The 17,618-nt window shown below is 43.6% G+C and carries 14 protein-coding genes; 13 read left to right on the top strand and 1 reads right to left on the bottom strand.

Features of this window, described 5'->3' with window-relative positions:
* Nucleotides 1–75 precede the first annotated feature (75 nt).
* A complete protein-coding gene (gldJ, locus tag GC130_RS26635; RefSeq protein ID WP_152001412.1) occupies nt 76–1,278 on the top strand; it encodes a gliding motility lipoprotein GldJ in 1,203 nt (400 codons plus the stop codon).
* A gap of 50 nt (nt 1,279–1,328) precedes the next feature.
* Here the strand turns inward: gldJ and GC130_RS26640 are convergent, their stop codons facing one another.
* A complete protein-coding gene (locus tag GC130_RS26640; protein WP_152001413.1) occupies nt 1,329–2,030 on the bottom strand; it encodes a ComF family protein in 702 nt (233 codons plus the stop codon).
* A 110-nt stretch (nt 2,031–2,140) separates the two neighbouring features.
* On the opposite strand from GC130_RS26640, the gene GC130_RS26645 reads away from it, so the two are divergent.
* The 12 genes from GC130_RS26645 to GC130_RS26700 all read left to right on the top strand — a co-directional run bounded on the left by GC130_RS26645 (nt 2,141) and on the right by GC130_RS26700 (nt 17,597).
* Complete coding sequence (locus tag GC130_RS26645; RefSeq protein ID WP_152001414.1) at nt 2,141–2,494, top strand: carboxymuconolactone decarboxylase family protein; 354 nt, start codon at nt 2,141–2,143, stop codon at nt 2,492–2,494.
* Nucleotides 2,487–2,840, top strand: a complete 354-nt coding sequence (locus GC130_RS26650) for a hypothetical protein (protein WP_152001415.1) — start codon at nt 2,487–2,489, stop codon at nt 2,838–2,840. Before GC130_RS26645 ends, GC130_RS26650 begins: the two co-directional genes overlap by 8 nt.
* Nucleotides 2,840–3,604, top strand: a complete 765-nt coding sequence (locus tag GC130_RS26655) for an exodeoxyribonuclease III (protein ID WP_152001416.1) — start codon at nt 2,840–2,842, stop codon at nt 3,602–3,604. Before GC130_RS26650 ends, GC130_RS26655 begins: the two co-directional genes overlap by 1 nt.
* A 118-nt stretch (nt 3,605–3,722) precedes the next feature.
* Nucleotides 3,723–7,046, top strand: a complete 3,324-nt coding sequence (locus tag GC130_RS26660) for a DUF4175 family protein (RefSeq protein WP_226940622.1) — start codon at nt 3,723–3,725, stop codon at nt 7,044–7,046.
* An 11-nt stretch (nt 7,047–7,057) separates the two neighbouring features.
* Nucleotides 7,058–7,459 carry an ATP-binding protein gene (locus GC130_RS26665; RefSeq protein WP_152001417.1) on the top strand — a complete coding sequence of 134 codons (402 nt, stop codon included), beginning with the start codon at nt 7,058–7,060 and terminating at the stop codon, nt 7,457–7,459.
* 1 nt (nt 7,460) lies between these two features.
* Nucleotides 7,461–7,886, top strand: coding sequence for an rRNA maturation RNase YbeY (gene ybeY / locus GC130_RS26670; RefSeq protein WP_152001418.1), 426 nt, complete (start codon nt 7,461–7,463; stop codon nt 7,884–7,886).
* An 83-nt stretch (nt 7,887–7,969) separates the two neighbouring features.
* Nucleotides 7,970–9,835, top strand: a complete 1,866-nt coding sequence (gene mnmG, locus GC130_RS26675) for a tRNA uridine-5-carboxymethylaminomethyl(34) synthesis enzyme MnmG (protein ID WP_152001419.1) — start codon at nt 7,970–7,972, stop codon at nt 9,833–9,835.
* Nucleotides 9,836–10,057: 222 nt separating this feature from the next.
* The gene (locus GC130_RS26680) at nt 10,058–10,723 is read left to right on the top strand and encodes a bifunctional 2-polyprenyl-6-hydroxyphenol methylase/3-demethylubiquinol 3-O-methyltransferase UbiG (protein ID WP_193218033.1); all 666 of its coding nucleotides are present in this window, start codon (nt 10,058–10,060) and stop codon (nt 10,721–10,723) included.
* Nucleotides 10,720–12,462: an Ig-like domain-containing domain gene (locus GC130_RS26685; RefSeq protein ID WP_152001421.1), complete on the top strand. Its 1,743-nt coding sequence runs from the start codon at nt 10,720–10,722 to the stop codon at nt 12,460–12,462. Before GC130_RS26680 ends, GC130_RS26685 begins: the two co-directional genes overlap by 4 nt.
* Nucleotides 12,463–12,820: 358 nt before the next feature.
* On the top strand, nt 12,821–14,638 hold the full coding sequence (locus GC130_RS26690; RefSeq protein WP_152001422.1) for a tetratricopeptide repeat protein: 1,818 nt from the start codon (nt 12,821–12,823) through the stop codon (nt 14,636–14,638).
* 96 nt (nt 14,639–14,734) lie between these two features.
* A complete protein-coding gene (locus GC130_RS26695; RefSeq protein WP_152001423.1) occupies nt 14,735–15,211 on the top strand; it encodes a MarR family winged helix-turn-helix transcriptional regulator in 477 nt (158 codons plus the stop codon).
* Nucleotides 15,195–17,597, top strand: a complete 2,403-nt coding sequence (locus tag GC130_RS26700; protein ID WP_152001424.1) for a 3-hydroxyacyl-CoA dehydrogenase/enoyl-CoA hydratase family protein — start codon at nt 15,195–15,197, stop codon at nt 17,595–17,597. Before GC130_RS26695 ends, GC130_RS26700 begins: the two co-directional genes overlap by 17 nt.
* Nucleotides 17,598–17,618: the final 21 nt, after the last annotated feature.

The raw sequence follows: 17,618 nt of genomic DNA on the forward strand, positions 1-17,618 counted from the left end.
GAAATTTGTAGCTGATCGTTATTAAATATGCCCGATCTAGGCTACATTAGCTTTTTAAGTTCAAATAAACAGGTTATGAAAAATTTTGTTAACATCTTATGTACCTCTGCTTTGGCTGTTGGGTTCTCCGCTTTTCTAGGCGGTTGCGGTTCCAGCACACCAACAAGTAGTAGTCCAGGCAGCCTGAGCTCAGCGACAGGAATGGAGTACAACGAGGAGGGTGGTTTTCAGGTGAGCGACTATGCCGGTCAGCCTGAGGGTCCTAATCTAGTTTTTATAGAAGGAGGTCGTACCGTTCTTGGGTCTTTCGAGGAAGATTTGATGAATAGACACGACAATGTTGAGAGAGCCGTGACAGTTGCTTCGTTCTACATGGACGAAACTGAAATCGCCAACATTCACTGGTTGGAGTATCTCTACTACATTCGCCTTGACTCATCAAGAGAATTTTATGAGTCATCGCTGCCTGACACAACTGTTTGGGCCAGAGACCTTGCTTACAATGATCCTTATGTAGATCACTACCTTCGTTACCCTGGTTTCAGGTACTACCCTGTTGTAGGTGTTAACTGGAAGCAAGCCAATGACTATTGCAACTGGAGAACAACAGTGGTTAACCTTAAGCTTGCACAAGATGCCGGTCTTGAGGATGTAACCCTTGCGGAATCAGGAAGTGAAAGAATTCCTTTGGAAAGTGGTGTTGTGCTACCTAACTACCGTCTCCCAACCGAGGCTGAGTGGGAATATGCAGCTCAGGCACTTATTGGTGTTCAGTGGCTGGACGAAAACCAAACTCACCGCAGACTGTATCCATGGGATGGTCACTCATTGCGTAATCCTTATGGAAAGAAAATGGGTTACTTCCTGGCTAACTTCAAAAGAGGTCGTGGTGACTACGCTGGTATTGCCGGCAAGCTGAACGACGGCGCCATGATCACAACTTATATCTACGATTATCCACCGAACGAATTCGGTCTTTATAATATGTCAGGAAATGTTAACGAATGGGTATGGGACGTTTACCGCCCGCTTTCGTTTCAGGACTTTGACGACCTGAACCCTGTTCGTCGTGATGGTTACCTTGATGACGAAAAAGGTTATGACACGCAGAACTTCAACTCACTTGTGTCTGACAGAGTGAGGGTTTATAAAGGGGGTTCATGGGCTGATGTAGCTTACTGGATGTCGCCAGGAACCAGAAGATACCTGGAAGAAGATTCGTCAACTTCTACTATAGGTTTCCGTTGTGCGATGATTCGTGCCGGCACCAACTACTAAGACAAAACAAAATTATCGATATAAGAAAGCTCCGAAGTTCGGAGCTTTTTTTATTTGTGGGAAACTGCCAAAGCACAAATTCCTATCCCTTCAGCCCCGGCGCTGATAAGCGATGAAGCACAAGATGATAGTGTCGAGCCGGTAGTAAGCACATCGTCAACAAGCAGTACCTTTTTCCCTTTTACACTCTCTGGGCTGGTAATCGCAAAAATGTTTTCCACATTCTGCCAGCGGTCTACCTTTTGCTTCTTGGTTTGCGTGCTGGTGAATTTAGACCTGACTAGTAGCTCAGCGTCGACTGGCTTTTGTGTGGAGACGGAAAGTCCTTCGGCAATTGCCATGCTTTGATTGTAGCCTCTGATCCTCAGCTTTCTTTTGTGCAGAGGCACTGGAACAATCACATCAAAAGCCGAAAACTCTGGCCTCTCTAGTAGCTGGTTGCCATACCAGGCGCCGAGCATAACACCCAACTCTCGGTTTCCTTTGTATTTTAGTTGATGAAGAAGCTTCTGAGTAATGCCTGATTTCTTAAATGTCAAGAAAGCATCGACAAAGCTAATCTTTGACTCATACACAAATTTGTTTCCAAGGAGAGTATTTCGGATGGCTTCATCTACAATGGGCAGCTGATAACGGCAAGCTGTGCACAAATGATCCTCGCCCCGAACCAATAACTCACCACATGAGATACAGTTTTCAGGAAATATCAAAGAAACAAAATCATTCCAAAGTTCATTTGCGATATTTGCCATGGGTAAAATATAGAAAAAAAAGTGCTCGCAAACACAACCTGTATTCCCCGTTTTCAAAAATACCCGGAGCATGAGAGTGACTCCTTTTATAACGCAAACAGATAGAACGTATGAGTAAAGTAGACGAATTCAATAACTACAGGGAAAAGATGAATGAGCGCATTCTTTCTTCTGATAACAAGCTTGTTAAAAGAATCTTTAACCTGGACACCAATGCCTTTAGCGAAGGGGCCATTGATGTAAAAAATAAAGAAATGCTGGGGCTTGCTTGTTCCATGGTGCTCAGGTGCGATGACTGTGTGCGCTATCATTTGGGCAAATGTTACGAACTTGGTTGCTCCGATAAGGAGATGGACGAGGTGTTCGGCATAGCCACACTTATTGGGGGCACGATAGTAATTCCACACCTTAGAAGGGCAGTTGAGTTTTGGGACGAATTAAAACTAACATCACAAAATGTTTAAAAAAGACCTGGATCTCGAGAGGGAGTGGCAGGCGCTACTTGGCAAACTAGAAAAAATGATTGGCAAAAAACCGGCTGACCTCAACGCCGTACTTTTTCTGATAGGTGTACAAGAACTGGGCAAGGGGCGAAGGACTTTTACCAAAGAGCAAAAGCAGGACTTAATGCACATTGCTATCTGCAAAGTACTGAGTTTCTCTGGCTTCTACGCCCTGGAGGGCATAGACGAGGACGGCTGGCCTCACTGGAAGATGATGAAAAAATTGCCACATTTTGACACTACAGAACAAGAAAAGCTACTAAAAATTCATGCTATTGAGTATTTTGAAAAAGAAAGTACATTATAATGACAGGAATTATATCATATAATGTAAACGGAATTCGGTCGGCTGTTTCCAAAGGAATAACGCAGTGGTTAAAGGAGAAAGATCCGCAAATCGTTTGTTTTCAGGAACTTAAGGCCCACAAAGAGCAAATTCCCGTTTCCTTGTTCGAAGACCTCGGCTACCACTGCTACTGGTTTCCAGCAGTGAAAAAAGGCTATAGCGGTGTTGCCATTCTGTCAAAAATTAAACCCAAACATGTGGAGTACGGATCCGGCATTGATCAGTCGGACTATGAGGGTCGGGTGATCAGGGCAGATTTCCAGGACTACTCTATCATGAGTGTTTATATCCCTTCGGGTTCTTCCGGTGACGAGCGACAGGACTACAAAATGCAATGGTTGGGTGAGTTTACTGACTACATAAAAAAAGTAAAGGCCGACCATCCTAAACTCATTATTTCGGGGGACTATAATATTTGCCACAAGCCGATCGATATCCACGACCCTGTGTCCAACAAAAAGAGTTCTGGCTTTTTGCCGGAGGAACGTGAGTGGCTTAGCGAATTCATAGACACCGGCTTTGTGGACTCTTTCCGTCAATTCAACACAGCACCTCACCAGTATAGCTGGTGGACCTTCAGAGCCAATGCCAGAGCAAACAACAAGGGATGGCGGATTGATTACCACCTCGCCACTCAGGAGATGGCAGCAGACTTGGTACACGCCGAAATTTTGCCACAAGTGGTTCATTCTGACCATTGCCCCGTTGGACTTAGCATCAAATAACGGTTTTTTAGCTGCTTTCGACAGCGAAAGCAAGTCTATTCAAACAATTTTCCGTTTTTAACTACATTCTTTTCACGATATTCGTTATAACTAGTATCATACCCTTTGCGAATTGCAAATGGATGAAAAGAAGGAGGCCAAAATGAATACAGGAATTGACGCCGTCAAGAGGCAACTTCATGATTACAAAAAGAAATACTCTACCGACAAGCTGGTTAAAGGGGTTCTCTACTTCCTTCTTGTAGGCCTTTGCCTTTTCTTGACGTTTACCGTATTAGAGTTCAATTTTCGCTTCGGCACGTGGATCAGGGGCTTTTTGTTGTTTTCGTTTGTCATTCTCACTTCTGGCATACTCCTGATTCGGATTATAAAGCCTCTGTGGGAGATCTACTCCGGAGGCAAAAACCTTGATGACGCTGAGGCAGCCCGTCAGATCGGGCGGTTTTTTCCCGAAGTGAAAGACAAACTTCTGAATGTACTGCAGCTCCAAAAAATTACCAATCAGGATGAAAGTCTTCTTTTAGCCAGCATAGACCAAAAAAGCCAGGAGCTCTCAACAACAAAGTTTGTTAATGCGATAAAAATAAATGCCAACCTTAGCTTTTTAAGGTATTTAGCCATTCCTGTAGGCATCACACTAATATTGCTTCTGCTGATTCCTCAGCTATTTACGGAAAGTGCCGCCCGGATCATTCAATACAATAAGACCTTTACCCCACCGCCACCGTTTACATTCAATCTCTTGAATGAGTCCCTGGACGGGTTTCGCAATGAGGATTTTCAATTGAAAATGAGCATTGAAGGAGATAATATCCCAGAAAATGTGTACCTGGAAAATAATGGCCGTCGAATCAAGTTAAACGAAAACGACGAAGGACTCTTTGAGTTTACCTTTCCGAAAATGCTTGTAAAGACCAACTTTAGGTTCGAAGCGGCAGGGTACTCAAGTTCTGAATATCAGATTACGCTACACAATCGGCCTCTTCTTAAAAACTTCAACGTCTTCCTTGACTTCCCTTCTTACACCGGCAAACAAGATGTTCTTTTGGAAAACATAGGCAATGTGGAAGTACCTGAGGGAAGCCAGATCAACTGGCAATTCAGCACCACAGAAGCCGACAGCTTATGGCTAAAATTTGACAAAGACGAGGAGCCTGTAACATCACAAATATCTGACAATCAGCTATTTGATGTAGAAAAGACGTTTTTCAACCCACAATACTATGAAGTACAGCTAGCCAACAAATTCAGCAAAAATAAAGACAGAATCAGGTACCGGATCGAAGTGGTAAAAGACAAGGCACCTGAAATTCACGCAGAAATCTTCCAGGACACCACTCTTTTCAGCTTCATTGTGCTGGGCGGGTCGGTGAGCGACGACTATGGCCTTACCAAGCTAGCCATTAAGTACCAAACTCAGAATGCTAAGGAAGAATCACTATTCAGCACGCTTCCACTTCCTCTCGACAAAAAGCAGTCTTCTCAGGGTTTTTATTACCAGTGGCGCATCGACAGCATGAACCTCAAGGAAGGAGAGACGCTTGCCTACTACGTAGAAGTAACTGACAATGATGAGGTTAATGGGCATAAATCGACCCGCACAGGCCTCTATTACATGAAGGTGCCGACGAGAAAAGAGTTGAAGGAGTCGTTGGCGAAGGAGGCCCAGGGTGCCGAAAAACAGATTGATAAAAGCCTTGACCAGGCGAAAGAAATTCAGGATCAGATAAAGGAAATTGAGAATCGGCTGAAGACCAAGAAAAAGATGGACTGGCAGGACGAGAAGCTGATACAAGACCTGCTGGAAAAAAAAGAGGAGCTTAGCGAGAACATAGAAAAGCTAAAAAACCAAAACAAAGATTTGAATGAGCGTAGAGAACGCTTTTCAGAAAGAAGCCCCAAGCTAAAAGACCAAATGGAGAAGCTCCAGTCGCTCATGGATGAGCTGCTTGATGATGAAACTAAAAAACTCTACGACGAACTGAAAAAACTGCTGGAGGAAAAGTCGCAGCTTGGCGAGGTTCAAAAAATGATGAACCAGATAGAAAACAAGGAAGAAAACCTTGAAAAAGAGCTCGAAAGAGCCCTGGAGCTTTTCAACAAGATGAAATTTGACTTTAAGCTTGAGGAAATAGTTCAGGACTTGGAAGAAACAAGCAAGAAGCAGGAGGAACTAAGCGAGAAGACTGAGAACTCTGAGAACTCAAAAGAAGACCTCATTAAGGAGCAGGAAGAAATCAAAGAAGAGTTTCAGGAGCTTCAAAAAGACATGGAAGAGTTAAACAAGCTCAACCAGGAGCTCAATAACCCTGAAAGCATGCCGGATTTCAGTGAAGAGAAAGAAGAAGTGGAGAAGAACCAGGAGGAGTCTATTTCTAATCTGGAAGAGCAGAAGAGGAAGAAGGCGTCTGACAACCAAAAGAAAAGTGCTCAGCAAATGAAGCAGATGGGTGAAAAGATGCAGCAAATGCAGAGCAATATGGAGATGGAAATGCTCGAGGAAAACCTCGACAACCTCAGAGACATAGTAGACAACCTCGTTAAGCTCTCCTTCAGCCAGGAAACCCTCATGAACAACTTCAAAGAAGTAAATCAGAGTGACCCAAGGTTTCTTGAATTGTCTCAGGAGCAATTAAAGATAAAGGACGATGCCATTATCGTTAAAGACAGTCTCCTTGCACTGGCTAACAGGGTTTTTCAAATTGCCTCCTTTGTAACAAGAGAGGTGAGTGCTCTCAATGAATACATGGATCAAAGCCTGGATGCGCTTAAAGACCGGAACAAATCTCTGGCGATCAGCAAGCAGCAATTCTCTATGACATCGATGAACAACCTCGCTTTATTGCTCGACGACGTACTTCAGCAAATGCAACAGCAAATGGCTGACGCTATGGGCTCACCTCAGAAAGGCAAAAAAGGGCAAAAGAAAAACATGCCGGGCCTAAGCGAGCTTCAGAGTGAACTCAGCAAGAAAATTAACGATCTCAAAAAAAGCGGAAAAACAGGCAGACAACTATCAGAAGAATTGGCTAAACTTGCTGCCGAGCAAGAAATGATTAGAAGAGAGCTCGAAGCCATGCAACAGAAGATGGGTGGTGACAAAGAAGGTGGGCCGGGCGGCCTGGAAGATGCTATCAAAAAGATGGAACAAACCGAAAGAGATCTTGTTAACAAACGACTGGCCAACATTAGCCAGGAGAGGCAAGAAGACATCGTAACACGGCTTTTAGAAGCAGAAATCTCTGAAAGAGAAAGAGAACTTAGCAAGGAGAGGGAAGGGGAGGCCGCAAAAGATTTCGAAAGAAAGATACCGGCGGCTTTTGAGGAGTATAAGCAGTTAAAAGAAAAGGAAATTGAATTGCTTAAAACTGTTCCTCCTAAATTGAACCCTTATTACAAAAAAGAGGTAAATGAGTACTTTAAACGTATTGGCAGCAATTAACCCGCTTAGAAATGGATAATATCAAAATCGAGATTCCTTCTCTTCCTGAGAATATTAGAATCGTTGAGAGTTTTATCGACAACGCTAAAGAACGATTCAGTCTTGAAGATGATATCTATGGCAATATCATGATTGCTGTAACCGAAGCCGTAAACAATGCCATACTACATGGCAACGGAAAGGACGCTCACAAGAATGTGTTGTTGCAACTGTCATTACTCAATGAAAACCTTCAATTCACAGTTCAGGATGAAGGGATCGGCTTCGACTACCACCACCTGCCAGATCCCACTGCGCCAGAAAACCTCGAGAAGCCCGGCGGTAGAGGCATCTTCCTAATGAAGAACCTGTGTGACGAAGTTAAGTTCCACGAAGGTGGCAAAAAGGTAGACCTGATCTTTTACCTGGGCTAGCATGAAAATCACCTTCTTCAGTGAAGAGATAACTTTCAAACTAGCTTCTCCCAACAAAGTTCGTTCCTGGATTAAAGAAGTGATACGCTTGGAGAAGCATACCCTTGCAGAGGTTTCCTATGTATTCTGCTCCGACGACTATTTGCACAATATGAACGTGCAGTATCTCAATCACGATACACTTACTGACATCATTACTTTTGATAACTCAGAGGAAGAAGAACAGATCGAAGGTGATATATTCATCAGCATTGACCGTGTCAAAGAAAACGCCGCCCGACTAAATCTTCCTTTTGAGAACGAACTACATCGGGTTATGATCCATGGCATTCTTCATTTGTGTGGTTACAAAGACAAGGCAAGTTCAGAAAGGGAGCTTATGAGAAAAAAAGAAGATGCTTGTTTATCTTTGCTCCCGGATCAATAATGTTCCACGTGGAACATTATTTCTTCTCACTCTGTTGCTAACACTAACAATACCTAGACGTTCCACGTGGAACATCAAAATATATGTTTCCTAAATACGATGTAATAGTAGTAGGGGCTGGTCATGCTGGCTGTGAAGCCGCACATGCTGCAGCCACCATGGGTTCCAAAGTGCTGCTTGTGACTATGAATATGGGCACTATTGCACAGATGTCGTGCAATCCAGCGATGGGTGGTGTAGCCAAAGGACAAATAGTGCGTGAGATAGATGCACTAGGGGGCATGTCGGGAATTATCACCGACAAAACCATGATCCAGTTCAGGATGCTCAACAAGTCGAAAGGGCCCGCCATGTGGAGCCCACGAGCTCAGAGCGACAGAATGAGGTTCGCAGAGGAATGGCGGTTAACGTTAGAGCGCAATCCAAACGTAGACTTTTGGCAAGAGATGGTGGTCGGCTTGCTTGTCAAAGACGGAAAAGCCGTTGGTGTCAAAACAAGCTTGGGAATTGAGATCGAGTCAAGCGCAGTAGTACTTACGAACGGCACCTTTCTTAATGGCGTCATCCATATTGGAGAAAAGAAGTTTGGCGGGGGTCGTACCGGTGAGCATGCTGCCAAAGGAATTACTGAGCAGCTACAGAGTTTAGGCTTTGAGTCAGGCAGAATGAAAACTGGCACCCCCCCCCGGGTTGATGGACGCAGCCTCAACTACGACGCTATGGAGGAACAAAAGGGAGATACTGAGCCTGGCAAATTTTCCTACAGCGAAGAAACCACTCCCTTAGCAACACAAGCAAGCTGTTATATTACCTACACAAACCCTGAAGTACATGCTATCCTGGAGACTGGCTTCGAAAAATCGCCGATGTTTGCCGGCCGGATCAAAGGAATAGGCCCACGTTATTGCCCTTCAATAGAAGATAAAATCAATCGGTTCTCAGAACGAGACCGCCACCAGGTATTTGTTGAGCCAGAGGGCTGGAACACCGTTGAGGTATATGTCAATGGCTTTTCTACGTCGCTACCAGAAGACGTCCAAATAAAAGCACTAAGGAAAATACCCGGCTTTGAGAACGCCAGAATGTTCAGGCCTGGCTATGCCATCGAATACGACTACTTTCCACCTACACAACTCAATCTTACCTTAGAAACAAAGCTCATCCAGCATCTGTACTTTGCCGGGCAAATAAACGGCACTACCGGCTATGAAGAGGCCGCATCTCAGGGCCTAATGGCAGGCATTAACGCCCACCTCAAAACCAGCAAGAAAGATCCACTGATCCTAACACGATCTGAGGCATATATTGGTGTGCTGATTGACGACCTTATTAACAAAGGCACTGAAGAACCTTACAGGATGTTTACTTCACGGGCAGAGTTTCGAATACTTCTGAGACAAGACAACGCAGACATAAGACTAACCGAGAAAGGCCATGCTATTGGTTTAGCCTCCGACCAACGCCTAACGGCAACGAAAGACAAAATTGCTCAGAGCAATCAAATACACGCAGTTCTGAAACAACTCAAATATACCCCAGAAGAAATAAACGAAGAGCTCACAACGATAGATACCGCTACGATAAAGGAAAAAACATCCGCCTACACACTTTTAAAGCGGCCACAAATTAACCTTTCTGAACTGCTCACATTGCATAGCAAAACCGCCGCTGCGTTAAAGCCATATACAAAAGAAGCCATAGAGCAGAGCGAGATAGAAATCAAATACGAAACCTACATTGTGAAAGAGAAAGAGCTAGCCCATAAAGTTCACTTACTGGAAAACCACAGGATAGATCCACTCTTTGACTACTACAAAATAACAGCCCTCTCTTCGGAGGCACGTGAAAAACTACTAAAAATCAAACCACACACGTTAGGGCAGGCTTCCAGAATAAGCGGCGTTAACCCAGCAGATATCTCAATACTAATGGTATACATGGGGAGGTAATTGGACATGTACGAACGAATAGACGAGTGCCCCATTTGCTCAAACACCGATTTAAGAAACAGCGTTATCTGCAAAGATCATCTTGTTTCTCAACAGAGTTTTGCTATCTCTACATGCACTTCGTGTGGGCTGCTAATAACCAACCCACGACCCAACAAAGAAACCATCTCTCAGTTCTACGACTCAAGTAACTACCTATCGCATAACAGTGACGGTAGCCTGATGAGTAGACTCTACTCATTAGCTCAACGTTATACGTTGTGGTACAAATTCAGATTGATCAAAAAAATAGCAAAACCTGGCAGCAGACTTCTGGATTACGGCTGTGGTGTTGGCCAGTTTATGCAATACATGGAATCAAACAAATACCAGGTCAGGGGAGTAGAACCATCGGAGGTAGGTCTATCCAAAGCGATGAGTAAACAACTATCAGTTTACCGAAACCTGGCATCGGTTAAAGAGGCAGAAGCAAAATTTGAAGTAATCACCTTGTGGCACGTTCTTGAGCATGTCCATGAACTGAACGTCACAATAAAACAGCTAAAAAAACTGTTGAGCAAAAGCGGTTATTTGGTTGTAGCGGTTCCAAACACCAAGAGCTGGGATGCACAACACTATAAAGAAAACTGGGCGGCTTACGATGTACCTCGTCATCTATTTCATTTCGATGACGAAAATATCAAAATGCTGCTAAAATCAAACAGACTTTCTTTCGTTAAAAAAGCACCACTATATCTTGATTCCTTCTATATCAGCCTATTATCAGAAACGCACGTCAACAGCAGCAATAAAATCCTGAAGTCCATCATAAATGGTTGTAAATCAAATATTTACGGAGCCAGGACAAGTCAATACAGCAGTATGATCTACATTTTCCAAAAGAAATGAAAAATATACTTGTTTCAGCTTTTCTTGCTGCATATGCATTTGTCCTTTACACCTCATGTGCCAGCCAGCAACCCGTAACCGGAGGAGCAAAAGACACTATTCCTCCCACTCTTCTGGAATCGTATCCCATTAACAAGTCTCTCAACTTTAAAGATCAGAAAATTACCCTGGTCTTTGATGAGTTCATTAAGGAAGACCAAATCAAAACTAAACTTATCATTACCCCGGATGATCAAAACAAATTTGATGTACTCATAAAAAAAACAAGCTTAACACTAGAGTTCGAAAACCCATTTGCTGACAGCACCACCTACACGTTAAATTTTAACAGCACTATTTCAGACATCACCGAAAACAACGATGCTGAAAACATCATACTGGCATTTAGTACCACTACCTACATCGACTCTCTATCCATAGCAGGTAGCATTATCGACCTGCTCACCCACGAGCCAATCAAAGAAGCCACAGTAGCCCTCTACCAAGCCAACGACACGACTGATATATTTAACAAGCGCCCTCTCTATTTTACAAAAACTGCTGAAGATGGTACCTACTCAATAGAAAACCTTAAAAACGGGAACTACAGACTCTACGCCTTCCAGGACAAGAACAAAAACAATTTGTGCGAGCCCAACGACGAGCCCCATGGATTCATCGCTGACACTTTAGCACTTACATACAACATCGACTCTCTAACCATACCTATCACACGCAACGACGTACGCCCACTGGCACAACTAACCTCCCGCACGTCGGGCATATATTTCGAAAGCCGCTATAACAAACCCCTCAAAGATTTTAGCGTTCAAATCCTGGATTCTTTGAAGCTTCCCAATTGGACAATTGAAGCGAACCTAACACCAGATGGGAGAGGTATTGTTTTCTATCCTGTCTCAAATCCGAAAAAGGATAGCCTGCAAATCGCAATCACCTCCATAGACAGCACCTACAACCAAACCATTGATACCACTTACCTAAAATTCACATCAAGCAAGCGAAGCATTCCACCGTTTACATTTACCACCATCCCTACCAAAGACGAGCAAATACTCGAGAAAACGACATTTACATTATCGTTTACAAAACCAGTAGCAAAAAACTACATCGCCGACTCCATGAGAGTTTCCATAGATACACTTGTTCAACATCCAGTCAAGATCGACACCATCATTTGGAACAACCACAAAACAAAAGTTACTATCAACACTCAAATCGACAAAAAGATAGTTGCCAATGAAAAACTCCGATACCAACAATTAACTGACTCATTGCAATCAGACACATCTTCGCTCGACTTTAAACGATACAGTAGAATCAAAAAACTATTAGACAAAGTCGAAGACAACTATACCCGAGTCAAACTTCCAAAGGGAACCTTCTTTTCTGTAGACGGAGACACTTCCTACACTGAAAACATCCCACTAAAATTCATAAACAGCGAAGAGCGGGGGATAGTGAGAGGAACTATTTCAACAGACTACACAAACTATACACTTCAGCTAGTCACCAACAAGTACAAAGTAGTTTCCTCACAACCAGGAACGTCTACTTTCGAGTTCAAAAACATCCCACCCGGAGACTATACCTTCAGGATCCTAGTTGATGATAACAACGACGGCGTGTGGTCTACCGGAAACAGCCTGAAGCGAATAGAACCCGAAAGCGTGTACATATATCCCGAATTCTTTAACGTTAGAGAAAACTGGACACTTGAAAATGTTGAGATCAACTTTTAGTGGAAAACTTAGCTAAGCCTGTGCTCAACTGCCCAAGTTCTCCACAACTCGATTCAATCTAACAGAACCGATCCGACACAATTTCAGTTAAGCTGATTTGTGCACATTACACTTACCTCTTACCAACAACTTAAGTCAAAAAAGATACTCACATCACTAACTCCCCATCTATCAACAATCTCCCTCCTTTGCACTATCGCTTGCGTTTCAATGTTAACATGTTGTTTGAAACTCCAATTTGATCAACAATCGACTTATGCTAATTTTCTTATCCACAAATCCACAGACTTAATAATACTCTTCAATTAATCTTTTAAAAATTTAGTTATATATATTACAAAACAGAAAATGTGGATAAATGAGTAAACGACTGATAATAGTAGCAATTCTCATCCTGGTTGCGCCAGTTCTATTGCGTGGGCAGGACAACGCTAAAATTGACCTGGCGAACGAATATTTGGGGCAGGGCGATGTTGACAAGGCGCTCGATCTTTATAAAGACCTGGTAAAGGATTCCAGAAACATCCCCTTTGTTCACAATAATTATCTGGCGCTTCTCATCAACCTGGAGAACTACAAGGAAGCAGAGGATTACGTAGAGAAACAAATTAAGCGAGACGATGGCAATTTAATTTATAAGATAGACCTGGGCATGGTGTATCAGGCGGCAGGAAAAGCCGATAAGGCCAATAGCCAATTTGAGTCGGTAATAGCAGGCATAAAGGGAGACAACTACAAGCTCCGAATAACTGCGCAAACTTTTATCTCCAAGCAGCTCAGAGAATATGCCCTTAAAACTTATCTGGCAGGAAGACAATCATCCGGTAACCAGTATGCATACGCTATCGAGTTGGCGAATATCTACCGTCTTCTCAATAATAGGGAGCAAATGATGGAGGAGTATCTCAACTTCGCCATTCAAAATCCCAATAATATTAACTACGTCAGGAATATTCTGCAGAACCTGCTCACGGAGCCCGAAGACTTAGAGGCTCTTGAAACGATCCTTATCCAAAAGGTGCAGAAAAGTCCCAATGATATTATCTATGGCGAATTACTTATTTGGGCAGAACTTCAGCAGAAAAATTTTTTTGGTGCATTTACGCAAGCCAGAGCCATTGACCGCCGGGAGAGAGGTGAGGGCTCGAGGGTACTGGAAATTGGTATCATAGCAATTGACAATGGAGCGTTCGAAGATGCCGAAGATATTTTTTCATGGATTATTCAAACATATCCATCGTCTTCCAATTATGTGTTAGCAAGAAGGATGCTGATAAAGGCCAGGGAAGGAAAAGTTAAAAACACTTATCCGGTTGACACCACCGCCATCAGAACTTTGATCGCCGATTACGATAATCTTATCAAAGATTCGGGTTTGAACAGCAACACCCTGGAAGCGCTCCGAAGCAAGGCTTTGTTATATGCTTTTTATCTTGATGAAAAGGATCAGGCAATTTCTACGCTAAAAGACATTATCAATTTTCCGAGGGCTCAGCCGCAATTGGTTTCCAGCTGCAAACTAGATCTTGGAGACATCTATCTGCTGATAGGAGAACCCTGGGAATCGACATTACTTTATTCGCAGGTGGAAAAAGACAGCAAGGAAAGCCTGATTGGCTATGAGGCAAAACTCAAGAATGCAAAGCTCAATTATTACAATGGCGACTTTGAACTTGCCAAAGCCCATCTCGATATTTTGAAATTGGCCACCTCACGGGAAATATCTAATGATGCAATGGCACTTAGTCTGCTGATTCAGGACAATACACTGATGGACACCACCGAGCTGGCGATGAAGAAATTCGCTGCAGTTGATTTGCTGCTTTTCCAAAACAAGAAACTTGAGGCTCTTCAAGGTTTTGACTCGTTGCTTAGCCAATTTCCCAACCACAGAATTACCGATGAGGTTTGGTACAAAATGGCACAAATTAACCAGGAGTTGGGCCATGCGGAAGTAGCGATTGCCCTCCTTGACAAGATACTCACCAGCTACCCTACGGATATACTTGGCGATGATGCCTTGTTTCTAAAAGGTAAAATTATCGACAAGCAGTTGGGGAATAAGCAACTCGCCATGGAAGCTTTTCAAGCACTTCTTACAACCTACCCCGGAAGTATCTACACCGCCGAGGCTCGCAAAAGATTCCGGGAGCTCCGGGGCGACCTCAATCAATAAATACACTTTTCTGCATTGATCAAATGCCAGGCAAGAAATAGTATGCATGCATAACAAATTTTGCTATATTTGATATACTCCCGTTATCCCTTTAGAATGAAGAGAGAAGAAACTATTGACTATAATATTAAAGTGGCCTGGCATAGCATTGCCAGGATGTACAACCAGGCCGGCCAAAATGATGGTATTACAACATCGATTGGATTTGTGTTGCTCAATATAGAAAGCGAAGAGGGCACCCCCGCCACCAAAATAGCTCCTTTGATGGGGTTGGAAGCAAGAAGCCTGACGAGAATGCTCAAAAATATGGAAGAGCGGAAGCTCATCTACAAAATGCCTGACCCGAATGATGGCAGGTCAGTCCGGATATTTTTAACTGAAAAGGGAAAGTATCAGAAGACGCTCTCAAAACGGGTAGTTATCGCATTCAACGAAATGGTGATCGACCAGGTTGAGCCTGAAAAGCTCAAAGTATTCTTTGACGTCATCACACAAATCAATCAACTCATAGAGGATAAACAACTGATCCATACTTACATTAACGAAGAGAAAATTTATGAACAGAGTTATTAAAAAGGTGGCAGTTCTTGGCTCCGGTGTAATGGGCTCAAGAATAGCATGTCACTTTGCGAACATTGGTGTTCAGGTTTTGCTTTTAGACATTGTTCCGAAAGAGCTTTCGGACGATGAGAAAAAGAAAGGCTTAACAATGGAGCACCCACTTGTTCGTAACCGAATTGTAAACACCGCCCTTCAAACAGCAATTTTTTCAAAGCCAGCTCCGCTTTTTGACGCCAAAAAGGCAAGCCTGGTAAAGACAGGCAATTTTGATGACGACATGAAATCCATTGCGGAGTGTGATTGGGTGATGGAGGTTGTGGTTGAAAACCTGGATATCAAGAAAAAGGTCTATGATCAGGTAGAGAAATTCCGCAAACCAGGCACCTTGGTTACTTCCAACACGTCGGGTATTCCAATCCACCTAATGGCTGAAGGAAGAAGCGAGGATTTCAGGAAGCATTTTGCCGGAACACACTTTTTCAATCCGCCTCGTTATTTGAGATTGCTGGAAATCATTCCTACTCCGGCTACAGACCAAAAGGTGGTGGACTTCCTTATGCACTATGGCGATTTGTACCTCGGTAAAGAAACTGTGCTATGTAAGGACACGCCTGCGTTCATTGCCAACCGGATAGGGGTCTACTCTTTGATGTCGGGCATGCATGTGGTGGAAAAAATGGGACTGGCTGTCGGTGAGGTTGATAGAATGACCGGACCGATTATCGGCCGGGCAAAATCGGCCACCTTCCGAACCATGGATGTGGTAGGGCTCGACACCACAGTTAATGTATCAAGAAATTTGTTGCAGGGCTTGCCAAAAGACGAGTCGAAGGACACATTCAAACTACCGAAAATTGTAGAGGAGCTTTACAATAAAAAATGGTGGGGCGACAAAACAAAACAAGGCTTCTTCAAAAAGACAGTAAACGAAAAAGGCGAGAAGGAAATTCTCGAGTTGAACCTGAAGACATTTGAATATGGGTCAAGAACCAAGGCTTCCTTTAAATCGCTTGAAGAAGTAAAAGATATTGAAAGTGTAAAAGAGCGCCTGCCAAAACTGATCAATGCAACGGACAAAGCTGGTGAGTTTTATCGGGCGACATTCTACGATGTGTTCAGGTATTGCTCCATGAGAATTCCGGAAATTGCCGATGAGCTTTATAAAATCGATCAGGCTGTCTGCGCTGGTTTTGCCTGGGAACTTGGTCCTTTCGAAACGTGGGATTTGGTGGGTGTAAAAGCGACTGCCGAAAAGATGAAAGCTGCTGGAATGGAAGTAGCCCCATGGGTTCACGAAATGCTGGCTGCGGGCAATAACTCCTTCTACAAATTCGAAAAAGGTCAGAAGCTTTACTACGACATTCCTACAAAGTCGTACAAACCAATTCCGGGAAAAGAAGGGCTTATTATCCTTGATGCTTTTAAAGAAAACAAAGTGGTTTGGTCAAATGCTGGCGCAACACTTTATGACCTCGGTGATGGTATTCTGGATCTTGAGTTCCATACAAAAATGAATTCTCTCGGTCAGGAAGTAATTGAGGGAATCAATCTCGCTATTGCAAAAGCGGAGGAGAACTATCGAGGCTTGGTTATAGGTAATGAGGGTGCCAACTTTTCAGCGGGTGCTAACCTGGCTATGCTATTCATGTATGCTTCCGATCAGGAGTTTGACGAAATCGATTTGATGATTCGCCAGTTCCAAACTACGATGATGAAAGCTCGCTTTTCATCTGTGCCAGTAATTTCAGCCCCTTCGGGCATGGCGCTGGGTGGAGGCTGCGAGCTTTCACTTCATTGTGACGCTATTCAGGCACACGCCGAAACGTATATAGGCCTTGTGGAATTTGGCGTAGGTTTGATTCCTGCGGGCGGCGGCACAAAAGAAATGACACTGAGGGCCAGTGACTCTTATGCTCCCGGTGATCCGGAGCTCAATCATTTGCAGGAATATTTTATGACGATCGCTACAGCCAAAGTGGCCACCTCGGCACACGAAGGCAAGGCATTGGGTTATATCAAACCGTCTGACGAAATCACGCTGAACAGAGCTCGCCTTTTGGCTGACGCAAAAAGGAAAGCCATCGAACTATCGGAAGCTGGCTATACTCAGCCTTTGGAGCGAAGGGACATCAAAGTACATGGTCAATCGTCACTGGCTTTGTTCGAAGCTGGCATAACTGGTATGCTGTATGGAAAATATATTTCGGAGCACGATGCCCTGATTGCAAGAAAGCTTGGCTACATCATGAGTGGGGGTGATCTTTCATCGCCGACGGAAGTGTCGGAGCAATACCTGCTTGATTTGGAAAGGGAGGCATTCCTCAGCCTGACGGGTGAGCCAAAAACTGTGGAAAGAATTCACAGCATTTTGTTCAAAGGCAAGCCGTTGAGGAACTAAATTTTGTTAACCACAAAAAGA

Source organism: Imperialibacter sp. EC-SDR9 (genome assembly GCF_902498805.1).
GTDB lineage: Bacteria > Bacteroidota > Bacteroidia > Cytophagales > Cyclobacteriaceae > Imperialibacter.

Bases quoted from the DNA above. Each gene is read 5' to 3' on its own strand.
- gldJ (WP_152001412.1), top strand. From the start codon at position 76: ATGAAAAATTTTGTTAACATCTTATGTACCTCTGCTTTGGCTGTTGGG.
- GC130_RS26640 (WP_152001413.1), bottom strand. From the start codon at position 2,030: ATGGCAAATATCGCAAATGAACTTTGGAATGATTTTGTTTCTTTGATA.
- GC130_RS26645 (WP_152001414.1), top strand. From the start codon at position 2,141: ATGAGTAAAGTAGACGAATTCAATAACTACAGGGAAAAGATGAATGAG.
- GC130_RS26650 (WP_152001415.1), top strand. From the start codon at position 2,487: ATGTTTAAAAAAGACCTGGATCTCGAGAGGGAGTGGCAGGCGCTACTT.
- GC130_RS26655 (WP_152001416.1), top strand. From the start codon at position 2,840: ATGACAGGAATTATATCATATAATGTAAACGGAATTCGGTCGGCTGTT.
- GC130_RS26660 (WP_226940622.1), top strand. From the start codon at position 3,723: ATGGATGAAAAGAAGGAGGCCAAAATGAATACAGGAATTGACGCCGTC.
- GC130_RS26665 (WP_152001417.1), top strand. From the start codon at position 7,058: ATGGATAATATCAAAATCGAGATTCCTTCTCTTCCTGAGAATATTAGA.
- ybeY (WP_152001418.1), top strand. From the start codon at position 7,461: ATGAAAATCACCTTCTTCAGTGAAGAGATAACTTTCAAACTAGCTTCT.
- mnmG (WP_152001419.1), top strand. From the start codon at position 7,970: ATGTTTCCTAAATACGATGTAATAGTAGTAGGGGCTGGTCATGCTGGC.
- GC130_RS26680 (WP_193218033.1), top strand. From the start codon at position 10,058: ATGAGTAGACTCTACTCATTAGCTCAACGTTATACGTTGTGGTACAAA.
- GC130_RS26685 (WP_152001421.1), top strand. From the start codon at position 10,720: ATGAAAAATATACTTGTTTCAGCTTTTCTTGCTGCATATGCATTTGTC.
- GC130_RS26690 (WP_152001422.1), top strand. From the start codon at position 12,821: ATGAGTAAACGACTGATAATAGTAGCAATTCTCATCCTGGTTGCGCCA.
- GC130_RS26695 (WP_152001423.1), top strand. From the start codon at position 14,735: ATGAAGAGAGAAGAAACTATTGACTATAATATTAAAGTGGCCTGGCAT.
- GC130_RS26700 (WP_152001424.1), top strand. From the start codon at position 15,195: ATGAACAGAGTTATTAAAAAGGTGGCAGTTCTTGGCTCCGGTGTAATG.